This window comes from Pseudomonas rosaeacicularis (assembly GCF_057128745.1).
Genome location: NZ_JBSKHT010000028.1, coordinates 20,021 through 36,659, shown reverse-complemented (window position 1 = coordinate 36,659; position 16,639 = coordinate 20,021). Strand labels below are relative to the sequence as shown.

12 protein-coding genes are annotated in these 16,639 nt (G+C 59.4%); 9 read left to right on the top strand and 3 right to left on the bottom strand.

Annotated elements, in window-relative coordinates; genetic code table 11:
• Positions 1 to 107: 107 nt before the first annotated feature.
• The gene (locus ACWKWM_RS27450) at positions 108 to 2,378 is read right to left on the bottom strand and encodes a fatty acid cis/trans isomerase (RefSeq protein WP_483849130.1); all 2,271 of its coding nucleotides are present in this window, start codon (positions 2,376 to 2,378) and stop codon (positions 108 to 110) included.
• Between the two features lie 198 nt (positions 2,379 to 2,576).
• Between ACWKWM_RS27450 and metH the strand changes: the two genes are divergently transcribed.
• Entirely contained in the window at positions 2,577 to 6,287 is a 3,711-nt protein-coding gene (gene metH / locus ACWKWM_RS27445; RefSeq protein WP_483849115.1) for a methionine synthase, read from the top strand.
• A 255-nt stretch (positions 6,288 to 6,542) separates the two neighbouring features.
• A complete protein-coding gene (locus tag ACWKWM_RS27440) occupies positions 6,543 to 6,776 on the top strand; it encodes a DUF2970 domain-containing protein (RefSeq protein WP_483849114.1) in 234 nt (77 codons plus the stop codon).
• A gap of 15 nt (positions 6,777 to 6,791) precedes the next feature.
• On the opposite strand, the gene ACWKWM_RS27435 is transcribed toward ACWKWM_RS27440, so the two are convergent.
• Positions 6,792 to 7,883, bottom strand: a complete 1,092-nt coding sequence (locus ACWKWM_RS27435) for an ABC transporter substrate-binding protein (protein WP_483849113.1) — start codon at positions 7,881 to 7,883, stop codon at positions 6,792 to 6,794.
• A gap of 544 nt (positions 7,884 to 8,427) precedes the next feature.
• Here ACWKWM_RS27435 and ACWKWM_RS27430 point away from each other — a divergent pair.
• Positions 8,428 to 10,086, top strand: coding sequence for a nitrite/sulfite reductase (locus ACWKWM_RS27430; protein ID WP_483849112.1), 1,659 nt, complete (start codon positions 8,428 to 8,430; stop codon positions 10,084 to 10,086).
• Positions 10,070 to 10,564, top strand: a complete 495-nt coding sequence (locus ACWKWM_RS27425) for a DUF934 domain-containing protein (protein WP_483849111.1) — start codon at positions 10,070 to 10,072, stop codon at positions 10,562 to 10,564. Before ACWKWM_RS27430 ends, ACWKWM_RS27425 begins: the two co-directional genes overlap by 17 nt.
• A 200-nt stretch (positions 10,565 to 10,764) precedes the next feature.
• Here the strand turns inward: ACWKWM_RS27425 and sohB are convergent, their stop codons facing one another.
• Complete coding sequence (gene sohB / locus ACWKWM_RS27420; RefSeq protein ID WP_483849110.1) at positions 10,765 to 11,799, bottom strand: protease SohB; 1,035 nt, start codon at positions 11,797 to 11,799, stop codon at positions 10,765 to 10,767.
• Between the two features lie 217 nt (positions 11,800 to 12,016).
• Between sohB and ACWKWM_RS27415 the strand changes: the two genes are divergently transcribed.
• From ACWKWM_RS27415 to ACWKWM_RS27395, 5 genes are all read left to right on the top strand, one after another.
• Positions 12,017 to 12,727 (top strand): histidine phosphatase family protein, encoded by a 711-nt coding sequence (locus tag ACWKWM_RS27415; protein ID WP_483849109.1) that lies wholly within the window; start codon positions 12,017 to 12,019, stop codon positions 12,725 to 12,727.
• A gap of 55 nt (positions 12,728 to 12,782) precedes the next feature.
• On the top strand, positions 12,783 to 13,097 hold the full coding sequence (locus tag ACWKWM_RS27410; RefSeq protein ID WP_483849108.1) for an SCP2 sterol-binding domain-containing protein: 315 nt from the start codon (positions 12,783 to 12,785) through the stop codon (positions 13,095 to 13,097).
• A 206-nt stretch (positions 13,098 to 13,303) separates the two neighbouring features.
• Entirely contained in the window at positions 13,304 to 14,371 is a 1,068-nt protein-coding gene (locus tag ACWKWM_RS27405; protein ID WP_483849107.1) for a phosphotransferase family protein, read from the top strand.
• 46 nt (positions 14,372 to 14,417) lie between these two features.
• Entirely contained in the window at positions 14,418 to 15,185 is a 768-nt protein-coding gene (locus tag ACWKWM_RS27400; protein ID WP_483849106.1) for an SDR family oxidoreductase, read from the top strand.
• 292 nt (positions 15,186 to 15,477) lie between these two features.
• Complete coding sequence (locus ACWKWM_RS27395) at positions 15,478 to 16,608, top strand: Gfo/Idh/MocA family protein (protein ID WP_483849105.1); 1,131 nt, start codon at positions 15,478 to 15,480, stop codon at positions 16,606 to 16,608.
• Positions 16,609 to 16,639: the final 31 nt, after the last annotated feature.

Genomic DNA, 16,639 nt, shown 5'->3' with positions numbered 1-16,639 from the left:
CCGCGAAGAGGCCGTGGCATTCCTGTACATCTTCAGCCTCAGAAACATAGTCTTCGCGGACAGGTCTGCTCCCACAAATCCGCCGCAATCGCCGATGACAGCGGCAATCAAAGGTTCTCATACCGATTCATGTCCAGCACCCCCGCTTCCTGCGGCTCGGTCTCCTGAATGTAGCGGTCCAGGTCATGGAAGTAGGTCCAGAACAACGGGTGGCTGCGCCGCACGCCCCAACGCTCGACAATCTTCTCGAACGCCTCTTTGTGACGTGCCTGTTCCATCGCGTCGACAAACGCCGTCACTTCATTAGCTGGCACGTTGAACATGAAGTTGGGATAGCTGCTGAGCACCCCCGGATAGATCGTCAGCGTGTCCAGCCCCGGTTGATAGCGATAGTCTTCCCCCATCAGGAACGCGACATTACTGTGGGCCCGGTTGCGCAGCAGGCTGTAGACGATGCGTTTGCCGCTGCCGTCCTGTATCCGCAGCATGGTCGCCTCAGGCAAGTAGTCGATCACTTTCAAGCCGGCTGCCGGACGCGACGTCAAGCGACTCAGGCTTTGCTCGACGTCGCTGAATACCGGGCCAATGCCCTGACGCGAACAGTAGGCTCCGCTGCAACGATTGATCGGATCGGGCGCCACGTTGAGCGTCCCCACCCGCTCCAGCAGCTTGCGCTCGAAGTCGCGCTTGGGGTCTTTCTCGTCCAGTTTGATCCCGGTTGGCGTGTCGTCGTCGATGCTTTGGTAATCCAGCCACATCTTCACTTTGCCGCCGTTCTGGTACCAGTCGCCAAGAATCTCATCGCGCTTGTCGGCCGGCATCAGACGCAGGAAATTCATCTCTGCACCGTTGCGGATCAGGTCGAAATACAACCGGGTCTGCACTTGATGGGACACGTTGCCATAGACGTCAAAGTTGACCGCCAACTGGTAATAGGTGCGCTCGATCAGCGGGAAATCGAACAGCCACACCGAATTTGGCAAATCGCCTATCAGGCCCTTGTTGACCGAGGCGCTGTCGAAGTGACGGAAAATGGTCAGCAGCGCATTGTCATTGCCCGCCCACAGCGTTGCCCAACCCGGCGGTGGCATGTCTGCGTAGGTGTCACTGCGCAGTTCTTCATACTCATTGCGCTTGTCGCGGTAGTCGTGCCACAGCGTCAGTACGCTGCCGACATCATCATCCTGCCCTGGCATGGCCAACAGCGGCGTGGCCTTGGCGCGATAGGCGGCATCGGTGATGTAGCGGTCGTGAGCCGGTTCCTGAAACAACGCCCAGAAGTGGTCGCGAATCACGTCCGTGGCAATCTGCCCGCGACACACCGGGCCGCGAATGAAGGTGCGCACGAAGAACTCGGCGTTATCGAGCATGAATTGATAACGCGCGACCGCCGGGATTTCCTTGAACGTATCGAACGGGTTGGCGCGACGTTGCGGTCCATATCCCGGCAAAGAATCAGCATGCCAGTTGCCGCTGTAAAACAGCTGTATGACCCGCGCGAGTTTTTTCGGGCCCATGGGATAGGTGATGTGGGTCTTGTGCACGATCACGCCTTGCACCGGCATCAATCGGTAGTAGAGCGCCGAACCCGGATCATCGTCGGGGCGGCGGGTGGCGATCAGATCGACCGGCTGACCGCTCGGCGTGCGTGATCGCACCCACTGAAAGAAATGCCCCGGCTCGCCGCCCTCGAAATAAATATGCGCCAGGAACAAATGCTCATAAAGCCAGCGCCCGACCAGGGCTTCGGTGGAGCCGGGACGGTTGAGCAGCCCCTCCCACTGAGCGATTTGCGCCGCTTCGCCGGTGCTTGGCTGAACGGGCATCTGGTCAACCGGCGCGCCAGCGGTCAGCCACTGCTGCAAGGTCTGGTACTGCGCATCGGTCAGCCCGGTGACGGCCAGCGGCATGCCCTCTTTGGGGTGAGTGTGTTTATAGCCGTCGAACTCGGCGGGCATCGGGCACATGTTTTCCCGGTTCAGGCCCAGCACAATGTCGTCGGGGAGTTTGGCGTTGGGCACCAGCGGCGTGCTGTGGCCCAGCTCCAGCATGCGCGCCATCAATGCCGCCTGATTGCTCTGGCCATCGAGTACTGAATAAAAGCCTTTGCGGCGCCAGGCGTCTGGGCCCTCGGCGTCGTAGAAAATCCGCGTCGGCGCAATGGCCTCGCCGCGATCACCGTTGTAAACCGGGACTTTGGATGCTCCGCGCACCGCACCTTCAGCGCTGCCCAGGTTGAGCTGGCAGGCTGCGTCGTTACAGGCGTGGCAGGCGACGCACTTCTCGGTGAAGATCGGTTGAATGTCCCGGCTGTAGGAAATAGCAGAATGGGTTTCTGGCGGCAGCGCCAGCGCCGGGACACTGAACGCGAGAACCATGAGTACGACGAGCAAGCGATGCAACATGGAACGTGCGTCCTGAAATGAAAAACGGGGTAATTCTAACTGCGGCAAGCGGCTATCAACATGAGCAGAATTCATGTAAATCCTCGAGCGGTTTAAATCGGCGCAGGTTTGCTATCATTTCGCGCTTCTCGTTACCGCTTATTTCCAGCTTTTCTTCATCCGGGTAGACCTATGTCAGATCGTAGCGCGCGTCTTCAAGCACTCCAGCAAGCTCTCAAAGAGCGGATCCTGATCCTCGACGGCGGCATGGGCACCATGATCCAGAGCTATCGGCTGGAAGAAGAAGACTACCGTGGCAAACGTTTTGCCGACTGGCCGAGCGATATCAAGGGCAACAACGACCTGCTGATCCTGACGCGCCCGGACGTCATTGGCGCCATCGAGAAGGAATACCTGGACGCTGGCGCCGACATTCTCGAGACCAACACCTTCAACGCCACTCAGGTGTCGCAGGCCGACTACGGCATGGAAGCGCTGGTGTATGAACTGAACGTCGAAGGCGCCCGCCTGGCCCGTAAAGTGGCCGACGCCAAAACCCTCGAGACCCCGGACAAGCCACGCTTTGTCGCTGGCGTGCTCGGCCCGACCAGCCGCACGTGCTCGCTGTCGCCGGACGTCAACAACCCCGGCTACCGCAACGTCACTTTCGATGAGCTGGTCGAGAACTACACCGAAGCCACCAAAGGCCTGATCGAAGGCGGCGCGGACCTGATCCTGATCGAAACAATTTTCGACACACTGAACGCCAAAGCGGCGATCTTCGCGGTACAGGGTGTGTTCGACGAGGTGGGCTTCGAGCTGCCGATCATGATTTCCGGCACCATCACCGACGCCTCTGGCCGCACGCTTTCCGGCCAGACTACCGAAGCGTTCTGGAACTCCGTGAGCCATGCCAAGCCGATTTCCGTCGGCCTGAACTGTGCGCTGGGCGCCAGCGAATTGCGCCCTTATCTGGAAGAGCTGTCGAACAAGGCCAGCACCCACATTTCGGCGCACCCCAACGCCGGTCTGCCCAATGAGTTCGGTGAGTACGACGAGGCGCCGAACCAGACCGCCGCCGTGATTGAGGAATTCGCCCAAAGCGGCTTCCTCAATATCGTCGGCGGTTGCTGCGGCACCACGCCTGCGCACATCAAGGCCATCGCCAATGCGGTAAAAGGCTATACGCCGCGAGTGATTCCGGACATCCCTAAGGCGTGTCGCCTGTCGGGGCTGGAGCCGTTCACCATTGATCGCAGCTCGCTGTTCATCAACGTCGGCGAGCGCACCAACATCACCGGCTCCGCCCGCTTCGCCCGCCTGATCCGTGAAGACAATTACACCGAAGCCCTGGAAGTCGCTTTGCAGCAGGTTGAAGCCGGCGCTCAGGTGATCGACATCAACATGGACGAGGGCATGCTGGATTCGAAGAAGGCCATGGTGACCTTCCTCAACCTGATTGCTGGCGAGCCGGACATCTCCCGCGTGCCGATCATGATCGACTCCTCGAAATGGGAAGTGATCGAAGCCGGCCTCAAGTGCATCCAGGGCAAGGGCATCGTCAACTCGATCAGCATGAAAGAAGGCGTCGAGCAGTTCATCCATCACGCCAAGCTGTGCAAACGCTATGGCGCGGCGGTGGTGGTGATGGCGTTCGACGAACAGGGCCAGGCCGACACCGAGGCGCGTAAGAAAGAGATCTGCAAGCGCTCTTACGACATTCTGGTCAATGAGGTGGGCTTCCCGCCGGAAGACATCATCTTTGACCCGAACATCTTCGCCATCGCCACCGGCATCGAAGAGCACAACAACTACGCGGTCGATTTCATCAATGCCTGCGCCTATATCCGCGATCACCTGCCCCACGCGCTGACGTCCGGCGGTGTGTCTAACGTGTCGTTCTCGTTCCGCGGCAACAACCCGGTGCGCGAGGCGATTCACTCGGTGTTCCTGCTGTACGCGATACGCAACGGCCTGAGCATGGGCATCGTCAACGCCGGGCAGCTGGAGATCTACGACCAGATCCCGGCCGAGCTGCGCGACGCCGTGGAAGACGTGGTCCTCAATCGCACGCCCGAAGGCACCGAAGCGCTGCTGGCCATCGCCGACAAGTACAAGGGCGACGGCAGCGTCAAGGAAGCGGAAACCGAAGAATGGCGCGGCTGGGAGGTCAACAAGCGCCTCGAGCACGCGTTGGTCAAGGGCATCACTACGCACATCGTCGAGGACACTGAAGAGTCGCGACTGACGTTCAAGCGCCCGATCGAAGTCATCGAAGGCCCGCTGATGTCGGGCATGAACATCGTCGGCGACCTGTTCGGCTCGGGGAAAATGTTCCTGCCGCAGGTGGTGAAATCCGCCCGAGTGATGAAGCAGGCGGTCGCGCACTTGATCCCGTTCATCGAAGAAGAGAAAGGCGACAAACCGGAGGCCAAGGGCAAGATCCTCATGGCCACGGTCAAGGGCGACGTACACGACATCGGCAAGAACATCGTCGGCGTGGTGCTGGGCTGTAACGGCTACGACATCGTCGACCTGGGCGTGATGGTACCGGCGGAGAAGATCCTGCAGGTCGCCAAAGAGCAGAAGTGCGACATCATCGGGCTGTCTGGCCTGATCACTCCTTCGCTGGACGAAATGGTGCATGTTGCGCGCGAGATGCAGCGTCAGGATTTCCATCTGCCGCTGATGATCGGTGGCGCCACCACTTCCAAAGCGCACACGGCGGTGAAGATCGAGCCCAAGTACAGCAACGACGCGGTGATTTACGTCACCGACGCCTCCCGTGCCGTGGGTGTGGCGACGCAGTTGCTGTCCAAGGAATTGAAGCCTGCGTTCATCGAAAAGACCCGTCTGGAATACGTCGAAGTGCGCGAACGCACCTCGGCCCGCAGCGCACGCACCGAGCGCTTGAGCTACGGCGCGGCGATTGCCAAGAAGCCGCAGTTCGATTGGGCCAGCTACACGCCGGTCAAGCCGACGTTCACGGGCGCCAAGGTGCTGGAAGACATCGACCTGAACGTGCTGGCCGAGTACATCGACTGGACGCCGTTCTTTATTTCCTGGGACCTGGCCGGTAAATACCCGCGCATTCTGACTGATGAAGTGGTGGGTGAAGCGGCCACCGCGTTGTTCCATGATGCCCAGGAACTGCTGCGCAAGCTGATCGACGAGAAGCTGATTCGCGCCCGTGCGGTGTTTGGTTTCTGGCCGACCAATCAGGTGGATAACGACGACCTCGAAGTCTACGGCGACGACGGCCAGCCGCTGACGAAGCTGCACCATTTGCGCCAGCAGATCATCAAGACCGACGGCAAGCCAAACTTCTCGCTGGCGGACTTCGTTGCGCCTAAAGAAAGCGGCGTGACTGATTACATCGGCGGTTTCATCACCACGGCCGGGATCGGCGCTGAAGAGGTGTCCAAGGCGTATCAGGACGCCGGCGATGATTACAACGCGATCATGGTCAAGGCACTGGCTGATCGCTTGGCGGAAGCTTGTGCGGAATGGCTGCACCAGCAAGTGCGTAAAGAGTATTGGGGCTACGCCCAGGACGAGACGCTGGACAACGACGACCTGATCAAAGAGAAATACTTGGGCATCCGCCCTGCCCCCGGTTACCCGGCCTGCCCGGATCATACCGAGAAGGCGCAGCTGTTTGATCTGCTGGATCCGACCCAAGGCGACGGCAAACCCGGCGTCAGCGGAGTGTTCCTCACCGAGCACTACGCGATGTTCCCGGCGGCAGCCGTCAGCGGCTGGTACTTCGCCCATCCACAGGCGCAGTACTTTGCGGTGGGCAAGGTCGACAAGGACCAGGTGGAAAGCTACAACGCCCGCAAACAGCAAGAAATGCGTGTGACCGAACGCTGGCTGGCGCCCAATCTTGGGTATGACGAGTAAGCGCTGGGACAGGTCTTCATGATCCGCGGCATGCCGACGATCCTGTAGGAGCCAACTTGTTGGCGAGCGATTGACGCGGTGTGTCAGGCACACCGCGCGCGCAGGTTTTGCTGCTGCTGCGCGGCAGATCGCCTGCAAGCAAGGCTCCTACGGGCTCCGCCCAGAAGCAAAATCTAGCGCCAGATCGCGAACAAGTCCGCGCCTGCCGGGTTAGCCCGACTATCCTCCAGAGACCACACAATCCTGGGAGGACGCATGCAATCTCCACCCAATCCCGACGACCAACCCGACGGAAAACCCCCGACCTTCTGGCAGATGCTGCACAGCGTCATGGCGGCGGCGTTCGGCGTTCAGAGCGGCAAGAACCGAACGCGGGATTTCACCCACGGCAAGCCATCGCACTTTGTGTTCATGGGATTGCTGTTCACGGTGGTGTTTGCGCTGGGGTTGTTCGCCATTGTGCAGTTGGTGATTCACTTCGCCACCTGACAGCAGCCAGCACGGTCAGTGTGTGGCATTGGCAGGCAAAAACGGCGATTCGCTGCCCTCGGGACTATGACCTTGCAGGTATTGCCGAACATCGATCCCGTAATCATCACGCAGATTGGCGCTCATGTAGTTCATCACATCGCGCCGCTCCTTGAGTTGCAGCGACCGTACGCGTATGTCACCGATACGCCGACGCGTAAGCGGGTCTGCCTCGTCGTAGTCGTGCAGCAGCACCAACGCCCATCCGCCGAGGGTGAAATGGCCGCCGACCACGACGTTCAGGCGCTCTTCCAGTTGGGCTTGCAGCGCTGCGGTTGAATCGTTGATCGCACCAAACAGCACGTCCTTGCCCGGTTGCTTGCCAAACGCTCTTGCCGCATCCATCGCGCCGAACGCCATCAGGTCGTTCGCGGCCCACACCAGTGTCACTTTGGGATAACGCTTGAGCAGCATCAGCGCCTGCTCCTCGGCCCGATCGCGCCGCCAGCCGCCCAGCACAACCTGACGCAGACGCACGTTCGGATGCTCGGCCAGCGCTCTGAGCATGCCCTTTTCCCGCAGCAGGGAAACCGGTGTGCCGTTGGTGCCGGAAAAGGCCAGCATTTCCACTGGCTCCCCTGACGCTGATGCCGGGTGTAGCTCGATCAGCCGGCTGGCTAACAGGTAACCGCCCTCCTCGTCATTGCCGACCAGGCTACCTAGAAAGTCGGGATAACCCTTATTCAGGTCTCCAAGAATTGCTAACTGGTTGGCGGTGAGGGTGTTGTTGACGGCCATCAATTTAACGCCGCTACCCACCGACAGCCGCAGAACTTCGGGCGCGACATTGAGTTCGTTGGAAAACACCAAATAGTCCGGACGGTCAACGCCCTGCAGCGCATCGCGGGCATAACCCAGCAAGAGTCGGGTGTCGCGGTTGGTGTAGTAGATGTGCAGGTTCATGCCCAGTCTGTCGGCAGCCGCCTGCATGAAGCGCGAGTAGCTCGACCAATACGGATCAGGCGCAGCGCCGGGATTAAGAAACACCACCGAGGCCCCCCAGGAACAACTCACCCACACATTTCCCGCCAGGAGCAGGCAACAGGCCAACAGTTGGCTTACGCGCATCGAGCTTGATCACCTTAAAATATGAACGTCGCCGATCCGGCCTTCCCATTAGAAGGTATCGGCGAAGTGCTCGATAACTTGCATCCCAGGTTCAGGTTTAGGGCATTTATTGGTGGCTGACCCAAAACACTGCGGTCCCCACCACCAGCACGATGATGAAGAAGATGGCCCAGGCATCGACATGGCTGTCGGATTTGGCAGTTTTAGGATGATTCCTCATTGCATCGCCTCTTGTCGGTTCTTATTGGTGATTGCAGATGAAAGCGACCTACACGGTTGACGTTGGCCCCGTCCTGAGTAAAGTCGAGGCTTCTCCATATCACAAGTGTGGTTAAGACGGCTGGCATCAGCGCTTAGCACTTTTGGTTCTTTGCATATATTCAAACTCTACTTTTGCGCATAACTAAAAACGGGTATCTTCCACCGGCTCCGTTGGGAGTGCGCGGCCGTGCGCGCAGATTTGTTAAGCGGTCTGAAACAGCGGGTGCCAACGCATCGCGTTTCAGCCCGCCCAAGCAGTGAACCGCCTGAGAACAGGACCACCATGTACGTATACGACGAGTACGACCAGCGGATCGTCGAGGACCGCGTCAAGCAGTTCCGAGATCAGACCCGCCGCTACCTGGCCGGGGAGCTGAGCGAAGAAGAATTCCGCCCGCTTCGCCTGCAAAACGGCCTTTATATCCAACGCTTCGCGCCGATGCTGCGCGTCGCAGTCCCCTACGGCCAATTAACCTCGCGTCAGACACGGATGCTGGCGAAGATCGCCCGTGACTACGACAAGGGCTACGCGCACGTCAGCACCCGCCAGAACGTGCAGTTCAACTGGCCTGCGGTTGAAGATATCCCCGACATTCTCGCTGAACTGGCCACCGTGCAAATGCACGCGATCCAGACCAGCGGCAACTGCCTGCGCAACGTCACTACCGATCAGTTTGCCGGTGTAGCGGCTGACGAGGTGATCGATCCGCGTCCGTGGTGTGAAATCGTCCGTCAATGGACGACCTTCCATCCGGAATTTGCTTACCTGCCGCGCAAATTCAAAATCGCCATCAATGGCTCCAGCACTGACCGTGCGGCCATCGAAGTGCACGATATCGGCCTTGAGCCGGTGTTCAATGCATCGGGCGAGCTGGGTTTCCGCGTGCTGGTGGGTGGCGGTCTTGGCCGTACCCCGGTGGTCGGCGCGTTCATCAATGAGTTCCTGCCATGGAAGGATTTGCTGAGCTATCTGGACGCCATCCTGCGGGTTTATAACCGCTACGGCCGTCGTGACAACAAGTACAAGGCGCGGATCAAGATCCTTGTCAAAGCGCTCACGCCTGAAGTGTTCGCCGAAAAAGTCGAAGCCGAGATGGCGCACCTGCGCGGCGGTCAGACCACGCTGACCGAAGCGGAAGTCGAGCGCGTTGCCAAGCACTTCGTCGATCCTGACTACAAGGCGTTGAGCGATTACAGCGCCGAACTGGCCAAGCTCGATAAAGAGCAGCCCGGTTTCGCCCGCTGGCGGTCGCGTAACGTCCTGGCCCATAAGAAGCCGGGTTACGCGGCAGTCACCCTGTCGTTGAAACCGACCGGCGTTGCGCCAGGCGATGCGACCGACAAACAATTGGACGGCATCGCCGACCTGGCCGATCGCTACAGCTTCGGCCAGCTGCGCACCTCCCACGAGCAGAACATCATTCTGGCGGACGTCGAGCAGAGCCAGTTGTTCACCATGTGGGGTGAATTGCGCGAGCAAGGTTTCGCGACGCCGAACATTGGCCTGCTGACCGACATCATCTGCTGCCCTGGCGGCGATTTCTGCTCGCTCGCCAACGCCAAGTCGATCCCGATTGCCGAATCCATCCAGCGCCGTTTCGACGACCTGGATTACCTGTTCGACATCGGCGAGCTGGACCTGAACATCTCCGGCTGCATGAACGCGTGCGGTCACCACCACGTCGGCCATATCGGCATTCTGGGCGTGGACAAGAAAGGCGAAGAGTTCTATCAGGTGTCGCTGGGTGGCAGTGCCAGCCGTGACGCAAGCCTGGGCAAGATTCTCGGCCCGTCGTTCGCGCAGGATGTCATGCCGGATGTGATCGAGAAGCTGATCGACGTCTACGTTGAAAAACGTACCGAAGACGAGCGCTTTATCGACACTTTCCAGCGTATCGGCATCGACCCTTTCAAGGAGCGCGTCTATGCAGCGAATCATTAAGAACAACGCAGTCATCGACGAGTCCTGGCACCTGCTGCCCAAGGACACGACCCTCGACGGCCTCTCAAACTGCGACGACCTGATCGTGCCGTTGGCGTTATGGCGCGAACATGCTCACGCGCTCAAAGCCCGCGACGGCGGCCTGGGTGTGTGGCTGGACGCCGATGAAGAAGCCGAAGAAATCGGTGAAGACGCCAACCAGTTCCAGGTCATTGCCCTGAACTTCCCGGCGTTCACCGATGGCCGCAGCTACTCCAACGCTCGACTGCTGCGTGATCGCTACGGCTTCAAGGGCGAATTGCGGGCCATCGGCGACGTGTTGCGCGACCAGTTGTTCTATCTGCACCGCTGTGGCTTTGATGCCTTCGCGATTCGCGCCGACAAAGACCCGTACGAAGCGCTGGAAGGCTTGAAGGACTTCTCGGTGACGTATCAGGCTGCGACCGATGAGCCTTTACCGTTGTTCCGCCGGCGTTGATCGTTAGCTGACACGCGAAAAACAAAAAGCCCCGGTTTCGTGAGAAGCCGGGGCTTTTTTGTGGCTCAAACGCTTCACATCGTTCTTTCGATGTGCACACGGTCAATGTAGGAGCTGCCCAAGGCTGCGATTACGGTGTGTCAGACATATTGCATCGCAGCCTCGCGCGCTCGTCAGCGCCTACAAGAGCCGTGTGTTAATCACCAAAACCGCTGCTGGGTCAAACGCGACCACCAACTGGTGACTAAACGATCCACCGAGCTCGTCGCTGCCAGCCCTACCCGCTCCTGCAAACTCTTGCGTTCGGCGTAGTGCAGGTGGAAGACCTCAGCGGTTTTGGCACGCTCTGACAGATATTCATCACTGGTCTTCAGCTCATCGACCAGCTGTTTGTCCAGCGCCGCCATCCCCAGCCACACTTCACCGGTCGCCACTTCATCGATCTGCAACTGCGGGCGATAACTGGCGACGAAGTTCTTGAACAGCTCGTGGGTGATGTCCAGATCCTGCTGAAATTTCTCGCGGCCCTTGTCAGTGTTTTCGCCAAACACGGTCAGCGTGCGCTTGTATTCACCGGCAGTCAGCACTTCGAAATCAATGTCGTGCTTCTTCAACAGGCGGTTGACGTTGGGCAGTTGAGCCACAACGCCAATGGAGCCGAGGATCGCAAACGGCGCGCTGATGATCCGCGTCCCGATGCAGGCCATCATGTAGCCGCCGCTCGCGGCGACCTTGTCGATGCAGATGGTCAGCGGAATCCCGGCCTGACGAATTCGCGCAAGTTGGGAAGATGCCAAGCCGTAGCTGTGAACCATGCCGCCGCCGCTTTCCAGACGCAGGACCACTTCGTCCTTGGGAGTGGCGAGGGTCAGCAGCGCGGTGATTTCGTGGCGCATGCTTTCGGTGGCCGAGGCTTTGATGTCGCCATCGAAATCCAGCACGTACACCCGGGATTTGCCGTCGGCTTTTTGCTTGCCCTGCTTGGCCTCTTTTTTCAGGGTCTTGGCTTGCTCCTTACGCAGGACCTTCAGTCGCTCCTTATCCAGCAGCGACTGCTCCAGACGCTCGCGCAGGCCCTTGTAGAAATCGTTGAGTTTGACCACCTGCAACTGACCGCCGCCGCGACGACGACCCCGGCCGCGCATGGATGCAATGGCAACCAGCACCACGACAATCGCGATCACCAAGGTGACCGTTTTGGCCAGAAAGCTGGCGTAATCAGACAGAAACTCCACAGATGCTCCTTACAGACAGTTCAAACAGACATGGCGGGCCATAAAGACAAGCTCGCAAGTGGGCTCAGCATACCGGCGCGCCCTGCAGCGAGCCAGCGACGTCAGGCTCAAAGATCCTCACAAAGCACGATTCAAACGAGCGTATGTTTTTTCATTGACAGACCCCACACCGTCCTCATAACCTCCCAGCACTTTCACCGTACCGGGCGACGCGGACGTGGGCAGCATCTATCTGATACGACATGGCCAGGCCTCCTTTGGTGCAGACGATTACGACGTGCTGTCGCCCAACGGTTATCGTCAGGCTCAAGTGCTCGGCGCACACCTGGCTGAACTGGGCCTGAGGTTTGATCGCTGCATCGCTGGCAGCCTTTTGCGCCAGCAGAACACCGCACAAACTGCCCTTGCGCAATTCACGCAGCAAGGCCTCCCGACGCCCCGTCTGGAAACCGACCCTGCGTTCAATGAGTTCGATGCCGAAGCCGTAATTCGTGCACTGCTGCCGGCCATGCTGCCCGACGAGCCCGACGCCCTGGAAGTGATGCGCAACGTCGCGCATAACCGCGCAGAATTCCAGCGCCTGTTCGCCTTGATCATCGGCCGCTGGCTGGGCGGCGAGCACGACACCCCAGCGCTGCAAAGCTGGCTGGCGTTCGCTGCACAGGTCAAATCCGGACTGGACAGCATTCTCGACAACGCCGGCTCCAATGATCGCATCGCCGTGTTCACCTCCGGCGGCACGATCACTGCCCTGCTGCACCTGATCACGCAAATGCCCGCTGCACAGGCCTTTGAACTCAACTGGCAAATCGTCAACACCTCGCTCAACCACCTGAAGTTCCGGGGTCGCGAGGTGTCACTGGCTTCCTTCAACAGTCACGCGCATTTGCAACTGATGAAGGCGCCGGAGCTCATCACCTACCGCTGAGCCCGGCCAATCGCACCTTCAAGGTGCCAGCACTCACTCTAAAAAGGACTCCACCATGACTTCCGTAGCCGACGCCGTTCAATCCATGAAAGCCAAGTTCAACCCAAGTGCCGCTGCGGGCCTGGACCTGGTTTTCGGTTTCCGTATCGACGACACCAAAAACTTCTCCCTGATCGTCAAGGACAGCACTTGCGAGCTGCAGGAAGGCGAAAACCCTGACGCACAAGTGACGCTGGTCATGGACGGCGAAACCCTGGAAGGGATCGTCAGCGGCGAAACCGACGGCATGCAGGCGTTCATGGCCGGCAAGCTGCGCGCTGAAGGCGACATGATGCTGGCGATGAAACTGAGCGAATTGTTCCCGGCATAAGCACGCTCCCGCAATTGCCCATGAAACCGAAGCCTCCGGGCTTCGGTTTTTTTTTGCTCTATGGTGGGTAAAAGACGCTGATCAAAGCCACTGATTGACCCGTAACACGCTCACCAATAACGCCGCTTAGCGCTTGTGACCCGAGCTGTACGCGCATTAGATTAGTCAATGATACTGGCCATCCATAATAATTAGCAGGGATAAGCATGGCGCTCAATGACCCGTCCATTCAGGTCAGATCCGGCGAAGAACTCGACGCGGCTCTGATCGATCCTTACCTCAAATCCCACATCCCAGGGTTAAGCGGCACCCCTGAAATCAGTCAGTTCCCCGGTGGCGCGTCGAACCTCACCTACTTGTTGAAATACACCGATCAAGAGCTGGTACTGCGTCGCCCGCCGTTCGGCCACAAGGCAAAATCAGCCCACGACATGGGCCGCGAGTTTCGCATCCTCAACCAGCTCAAAGACGCATTCCCGTACTGTCCGAAAGCCTACGTGCACTGCACCGACGAATCGCTGATTGGCGCCGAGTTCTACGTGATGGAGCGCGTCAACGGCATCATTCTTCGCTCCGATTTGCCGCCAGAGCTGAACCTGGACGCCCGGCAGACCGAGGCCCTGTGCAAAAGCTTCATCGACAGGCTGGTGGATCTGCATCAGGTCGATTACGTGGCCTGCGGGCTTGGCGATCTGGGCAAACCCCAGGGTTACGTCGAGCGACAGATTCGCGGCTGGACCGAGCGCTACGAAAAAGCGCGCACGCCAGACGCGCCGAGCTGGGAGAAAGTCGCGGCGTGGCTCGATATAAAACAACCGCCCGATCACCCTGATTCAAGCCTGGTTCACAACGATTACCGCTTCGACAACGTGATTCTCGACCCGGGCAACCCGATGCAGATCATCGGCGTGCTGGATTGGGAACTGACGACCTTGGGCGATCCGTTGATGGACCTGGGCAACAGTCTGGCCTACTGGATTCAAGCCGACGACCCCGCCCCCGTGCAATTGATGCGCCGCCAGCCCAGCCATGCGCCGGGGATGCTCACCCGCGAACAGTTCGTGGCGTATTACGCCGAACGCGCAGGCGTTCAGATCGACAATTTCGACTTCTACTACACCTATGGACTGTTCCGTCTGGCGGGCATCGTCCAGCAGATCTATTACCGGTTTTTCCATGGCCAGACCCAGGACAAACGCTTTGCTCAGTTCATTCACATGAACAAGCTGCTGGAACACATGGCCTTGCAGGTGATCGATCGCTCCAGGCTGTGAACGTGACGCCCCATCCTTTTTGCTTGCGGATCAACAGGAAGACAGCATGTCCAAGACTCAATTGTTCGACCTCGACGGCAAGATCGCCTTCGTTTCCGGCGCCAGCCGCGGCATCGGCGAGGCCATTGCGAAACTGCTCGCCCAGCAAGGCGCCCATGTCATCGTTTCCAGCCGCAGGATCGACGGCTGCCAGCATGTGGCTGACGCAATCATCGCGGACGGCGGCAAGGCCACCGCCATCGCCTGCCACATCGGTGAAATGGAGCAGATCACCAGCACCTTTGCGCAGATCCGCGAGCAGTTCGGGCGTCTGGACATTCTGGTGAATAACGCCGCGACCAATCCGCAGTTCTGCAACGTGCTGGACACCGATCTCGGCGCGTTTCAGAAGACTGTTGACGTGAACATTCGCGGCTACTTCTTCATGTCGGTGGAAGCCGGCAAGCTGATGCGTGAACACGGCGGCGGCAGCATCATCAACGTGGCGTCGATCAACGGCGTGTCACCGGGCGACTTCCAGGGCATCTACTCGATGACCAAGGCGGCGGTGATCAACATGACCAAAGTGTTCGCCAAGGAATGCGCGCAGTTCGGGATTCGCTGCAACGCGCTGTTGCCGGGTCTGACCGACACCAAATTCGCTTCGGCACTGGTCACCAACGAGACAATCCTCAAGACCGCGCTGATGCAGATTCCGCTCAAGCGTGTGGCTGCGCCGAGCGAAATGGCCGGCGCGGTGCTGTACCTGGCCAGTGAGGCGTCGAGCTATACGACGGGCGTGGCGTTGAATGTGGATGGCGGGTATCTCTCCTGAAATGGCTGTCGCTCCTGCGGGGTCGGCGCCAGGCAAACATTTCATGGGCATCGCAGATTCCAGTGTGGGAGCGGACCTGTCCGCGAAAGGGCCGGTCCGGGCGATGCGTCTATGTGATCTGGACGAATGTCTTCGCGGACAGGTCCGCTCCCACGGTGTATTGCGTTGAGCTTCCAGTTGCAACCTCGATCCTGAGGCAATCCTGAGGTTTTTCTGAGGGAATAAAGATTCCAGAGTGCCCTCTCCACCGAATACATTTTGCGCACAACAACACTCCTTCAAGGACGCTGTCATGCGCAAAACTCTCCCCGCTTTGGGCATTGGCCTGATCGGCACTGGCTTCATGGGCCGGGCTCACGCCATGGCCTTTCACAATGCTCGATCGACCTTCGACCTTCCTGTTCGGCTCAAGCTGATGGCCCTGGCTGACGCCGACGCCGCTCGCGCGCAACAGTGCGCAGACGCCTGGGGTTTTGAGCGCAGTCATGCTGACTGGCAGCAGTTGATCAGCGACCCCGAGGTCGATCTGGTAGCAATCACCACGCCCAATCACCTGCACTTCCCCATGGCGATGGCGGCGCTGGAGGCCGGCAAGGCGGTGTATTGCGAAAAACCCCTGGCGGTGAGTCTTGCGCAAGCCGATCAGATGCAGCGCGCGGCGAAGGCAGCGGGTGTCGTCACTCGCGCCGGTTACAACTATCAGCACAACCCGATCATCGGCCTGGCTCGGCAAATGATCGACAGTGGCGAATTGGGGCAAATCATCAGTTTTCAGGGCGAATTCAGCGAAGACTTCATGGGCGATCCGCAGTCGCCGTGGTCGTGGCGTTGTGATCCAGCGCACGCAGGCGGCGCGCTGGCGGATCTGGGTAGTCACCTGCTGGCGATGGCGCGCTATTTGTTGGGGGACGTCGAGTCAGTCTGCGCCGATTCCAATACGGTGCATCCAATGCGCCCGGCAACGACCGGCAGTCAGCAACAGCGCGACATCGCCGTTGATGACCAGACCCACGCCCTGCTGCGTTTTGCCAACGGTGCGCGCGGCACCTTCAGCAGCAGTTGGCTCAAGCACGGCTACAAGAATCACCTGAGTTTCGAGATCAGCGGCACCCAAGGCACGCTGGCGTTTGATCAGGAGCGCCTGAACGAGCTGCGCGTTTGCCGGGTCGGCGAGGGTGACGGTTTTCAGCGGGTGCTCGCAGGGCCGTCACTGCCCGGTTATGCCGCGTTCTGCCCGGCGCCGGGGCATCAACTCGGTTACAACGAACTCAAGACGCTGGAGGTGCATGCGCTGATTCAAGCGGTCTGCGGCACTGGCAATGAAGGACCGGATTTCGAAGAGGCATGGCACGTGGAACGGCTGGCTGCAGCGATTCGGATGGCGGCCAACGAGCAGCGTTGGGTTTCGTTGAGCGAGGTTTAAGCTGTACACAGCGCCAAACTCCCGCTGAAAC

What these genes read in the sequence shown, in the direction of transcription:
- ACWKWM_RS27405 (WP_483849107.1), top strand. Translation starts at nt 13,304, where the DNA reads ATGGCGCTCAATGACCCGTCCATTCAGGTCAGATCCGGCGAAGAACTC.
- ACWKWM_RS27440 (WP_483849114.1), top strand. Translation starts at nt 6,543, where the DNA reads ATGCAATCTCCACCCAATCCCGACGACCAACCCGACGGAAAACCCCCG.
- ACWKWM_RS27425 (WP_483849111.1), top strand. Translation starts at nt 10,070, where the DNA reads ATGCAGCGAATCATTAAGAACAACGCAGTCATCGACGAGTCCTGGCAC.
- ACWKWM_RS27450 (WP_483849130.1), bottom strand. Translation starts at nt 2,378, where the DNA reads ATGGTTCTCGCGTTCAGTGTCCCGGCGCTGGCGCTGCCGCCAGAAACC.
- metH (WP_483849115.1), top strand. Translation starts at nt 2,577, where the DNA reads ATGTCAGATCGTAGCGCGCGTCTTCAAGCACTCCAGCAAGCTCTCAAA.
- ACWKWM_RS27400 (WP_483849106.1), top strand. Translation starts at nt 14,418, where the DNA reads ATGTCCAAGACTCAATTGTTCGACCTCGACGGCAAGATCGCCTTCGTT.
- ACWKWM_RS27410 (WP_483849108.1), top strand. Translation starts at nt 12,783, where the DNA reads ATGACTTCCGTAGCCGACGCCGTTCAATCCATGAAAGCCAAGTTCAAC.
- ACWKWM_RS27435 (WP_483849113.1), bottom strand. Translation starts at nt 7,883, where the DNA reads ATGCGCGTAAGCCAACTGTTGGCCTGTTGCCTGCTCCTGGCGGGAAAT.
- ACWKWM_RS27430 (WP_483849112.1), top strand. Translation starts at nt 8,428, where the DNA reads ATGTACGTATACGACGAGTACGACCAGCGGATCGTCGAGGACCGCGTC.
- ACWKWM_RS27395 (WP_483849105.1), top strand. Translation starts at nt 15,478, where the DNA reads ATGCGCAAAACTCTCCCCGCTTTGGGCATTGGCCTGATCGGCACTGGC.